The organism is Burkholderia sp. APQ4-4ca, from assembly GCF_057837105.1.
Genome location: NZ_JBYQCG010000173.1, coordinates 1 through 3142 on the forward strand (window position 1 = coordinate 1; position 3142 = coordinate 3142).

General features: G+C 65.4%; 5 protein-coding genes. 2 read left to right on the plus strand and 3 right to left on the minus strand.

Annotation, left to right across the window (positions count from 1 at the left end; all coding sequences use genetic code 11):
* Both AC3IFE_RS20260 and AC3IFE_RS20265 read left to right on the plus strand, forming a co-directional pair.
* Positions 1-625, plus strand: a 625-nt coding sequence (locus tag AC3IFE_RS20260) for a HipA domain-containing protein (RefSeq protein ID WP_489191726.1), incomplete at its 5' end; no start/stop codon positions are given.
* A 14-nt stretch (positions 626-639) separates the two neighbouring features.
* Entirely contained in the window at positions 640-924 is a 285-nt protein-coding gene (locus AC3IFE_RS20265; RefSeq protein WP_301737346.1) for a helix-turn-helix domain-containing protein, read from the plus strand.
* 122 nt (positions 925-1046) lie between these two features.
* Here AC3IFE_RS20265 and AC3IFE_RS20270 read toward each other — a convergent pair whose 3' ends face one another.
* The 3 genes from AC3IFE_RS20270 to AC3IFE_RS20280 all read right to left on the minus strand — a co-directional run.
* A complete protein-coding gene (locus AC3IFE_RS20270) occupies positions 1047-1226 on the minus strand; it encodes a hypothetical protein (RefSeq protein WP_050012191.1) in 180 nt (59 codons plus the stop codon).
* The gene (gene cydB / locus AC3IFE_RS20275) at positions 1198-2205 is read right to left on the minus strand and encodes a cytochrome d ubiquinol oxidase subunit II (RefSeq protein WP_489191727.1); all 1008 of its coding nucleotides are present in this window, start codon (positions 2203-2205) and stop codon (positions 1198-1200) included. The genes AC3IFE_RS20270 and cydB overlap by 29 nt, the downstream gene beginning before the upstream one ends.
* Before the next feature lie 29 nt (positions 2206-2234).
* Positions 2235-3142: cytochrome ubiquinol oxidase subunit I (locus tag AC3IFE_RS20280; RefSeq protein ID WP_489191728.1), on the minus strand; the 908-nt coding region annotated here is incomplete at its 5' end.

Here is a 3142-nt window from a genome sequence, read left to right on the forward strand (position 1 = left end):
CGTGCATGCACCGCTGACGCTGCGTGAGCGGGCGGTGTTCATTCCACGGTTCGATCGCGCGCGAGTGGGTGACGGCGTTGTCCGGTTCGCCCAGGAAAGCATTGCTTCGTTGACGGGCAAGGCCGGCTTCGGCGTCGTGCCGAGTCACGACGAGGTATGCGCGCATCTCGTACGGCAATGTACCGATCCTCAGGCCGAGGTTGCGGAGTACTTGTGTCGCGACGTCGCCAATCTTGCGTTGGGCAATAAGGACAATCATGCGCGAAACACCGCGTTGCAACGCGATTTCCAAGGACGCATCGCGTTGACGCCGCTTTTCGACTTCGCGCCGATGTATTTGCATCCCGATGGCATTGCCCGACGCATGCGCTGGGAGGGAAATGACGGTGGCCGGCCCGACTGGGCGAGCGTGCTTGACACGGTGGTCCGGTCGAGCGAATCCCGGGCGGGGCGCGAGCGACCCGTGCTCGATCGCGATGCATTGCGGACGCGGCTGCGTGCAATGGCACCGCGCCTGCAGGAGATCGCCGATCAAGGAACGGATTGTGGGCTGGAGCCCGATGTGCATGCGTTTCTTAAACCGGGCCTGGAGCGGTTTGCGCGCGAACTGGATGCGCTGCGCTAAGCGGGGATGGCACCATGGACAAACGCTACAACACGATGCCGCTTCCCGAGCAGCTCGCACTGCGGCGGCAAGCGGTCGAGGAGGTTCTTGCACATCCTGAATGGACGCTGCGCGAATCGGTGCGTCATTTGAAGAAGACGATGCGGTTGACGAGTGCCGAAGTGGCCAAGCTGGCCGGCGTGTCGACCAAGACAATTCAGGATATCGAGCAGGGTCGCAGCGACGGGACGGTACAGACGATGAATCGCATCTTCGGCATGCTGGGGCTTAAATTGGGTGTGGTGCGACAGAACCCGTAGCTGGGCGGGACGTGTCGTCCGCGGGTCCCCGGTTATTGCCGCGCTGGCTGCATCCGGCCGAAGCCGCGGCCCAACGACAAAACGGCCGCCCGGTCATCGTTCGACCCGGGCGGCCGCTCCGCCTACTTCACCGCAAACAGCGTCAGGTTCATGAAGATCTTGAACGCATAGCCGAGCGTCACGGCGCCGATCACGCCGCCCGCCCACAGAACGACGAACCACATCCAGCCGCGCATCCGCGGCCGCGGCGCGCCGGGCTGGCCGGCGGTGGAATCAGTGGTGGTAGTAATGCTGGTCTTCATGGCGCACCTTGCCTCGGAATACCCAATAACCCATCGTCGTATAGGCGATGATGATCGGGAGGATAACCGCTGCGCCGACCAGCGTGAAGGTCTGGCTCGAACGCGGCGCCGCCGCTTCCCAGATCGTCATCGTCTGCGGAATCGCATAGGGAAACAGCGTGACGAGCAGGCCGACGTAGCCGAGCAGCACCAGCGCCAGCGCCAGCACGAACGGCGTCATGTCATGCCGGTCGCGCACCGCGCGGCGCATCCACACCGCGCATGCGGCCACGAGGAACGGCACCGGCAGCAGGCGCCAGAACAGCCCCGAGTCGAACCAGCGCTGCGCGATGGCCGGATCCTGCAGCGGCGTCCACAGGCTGATCACCGCGATGAAGCCGAGCAGCACGACGGTCAGCGGCCACACGACGCGATGCAGGCGGCGTTGCAGGTCGCCTTCGGTCTTCGCGACGAGCCAGCAGCAGCCGAGCAGCGCGTAGGTCACGATCAGGCCGAGGCCCGTCAGCAGGCTGAACGGCGTGAGCCAGTCGAACGCGCCGCCGGCGTACACGCCGTCCTTCACGTCGATGCCCTGCAGGAACGCGCCGAGCGCGATCCCCTGGAACACCGTGGCGCCGGCCGAGCCGCCGATGAACGCGAGATCCCACAGCTGCTTCGTGCGCCGTGCCTTCGCGCGGATCTCGAACGACACGCCGCGGAAGATCAGGCACACCAGCATGAAGATCAGCGGCAGGTACAGCGCCGACAGCACGGTCGAATAGACGATCGGGAACACCGCGAACAGCCCGGCGCCGCCGAGCACGAGCCACGTCTCGTTGCCGTCCCACACGGGCGCGACCGTGTTCATCATCAGGTCGCGTTCCTTCTCGTCCGGGAAGAAGGGGAAGACGATGCCGATGCCGAGGTCGAAGCCGTCGAGCACGACGTACATGAAGAGCCCCAATGCGATGATCGCGGCCCAGATTACGGTGACGTCCATAGGTTTTCTCGTTTGCGAATGGGGTGGGCTCAGACGGTCTCGATCAGCTCGTCGACGGCCGACATCGGGCGGCGCGCGGTGTGATCGGGGCGCGTGTCCGGTTTATCGTCGTGCTTGACGTCGGGCAGCGCGGGGCCGGCCTTCATCAGCTTCAGCATGTAGTACACGCCGGTGCCGAACACGAGGAAGTACACGATCACGAACGTCATCATCGACAGGCTGACCTGCTGCACCGACAGCGGCGACACGGCCTGCGCGGTGCGCATCACGCCATATACGACCCACGGCTGGCGGCCCGCTTCGGTCGTCACCCAGCCGGCGAGCAGCGACACGAAACCGGTCGGGCCCATCACGAGCGCGAAGCGCTGGAACCACTTCGATTCATACAGGCGGCCGCGGCGGCGCAGGAACCACGCGAGCGCGGCGAGGCCGATCATCGCGAAGCCGAGGCCGACCATGATCCGGAAGCTCCAGAACACGACCGTCGAATTCGGGCGGTCTTGCGGCGGGAAGTCCTTCAGCCCGCGGATCTCGCCGTCCCAGCTGTGCGTCAGGATCAGGCTGCCGAGGTGCGGCACCTTCACCGCGTAGCGGGTCGTTTCGGCTTTCATGTCGGGAATGCCGAACAGGTTGAGCGCGGTGCCGCCCTTTTCGGTTTCCCACAGCCCTTCGATCGCGGCGATCTTCGCGGGCTGGTGCTTCAGCGTGTTGATGCCGTGCTGGTCGCCGATCACGGCCTGCAGCGGCGCGAGCACGAGCAGCAGCCACAGCGCCATCGAGAACATCTTCTTCACGCCCTTGTCGCGGCGCCCCTTCAGCAGGTGCCACGCGCCCGTCGCGGCCACCACCAGCGCGGCGACGATGAACGCGGCGATCGCCATGTGGAACAGGCGGTACGGGAACGACGGGTTGAAGATGATCGCGAACCAGTCGGTGG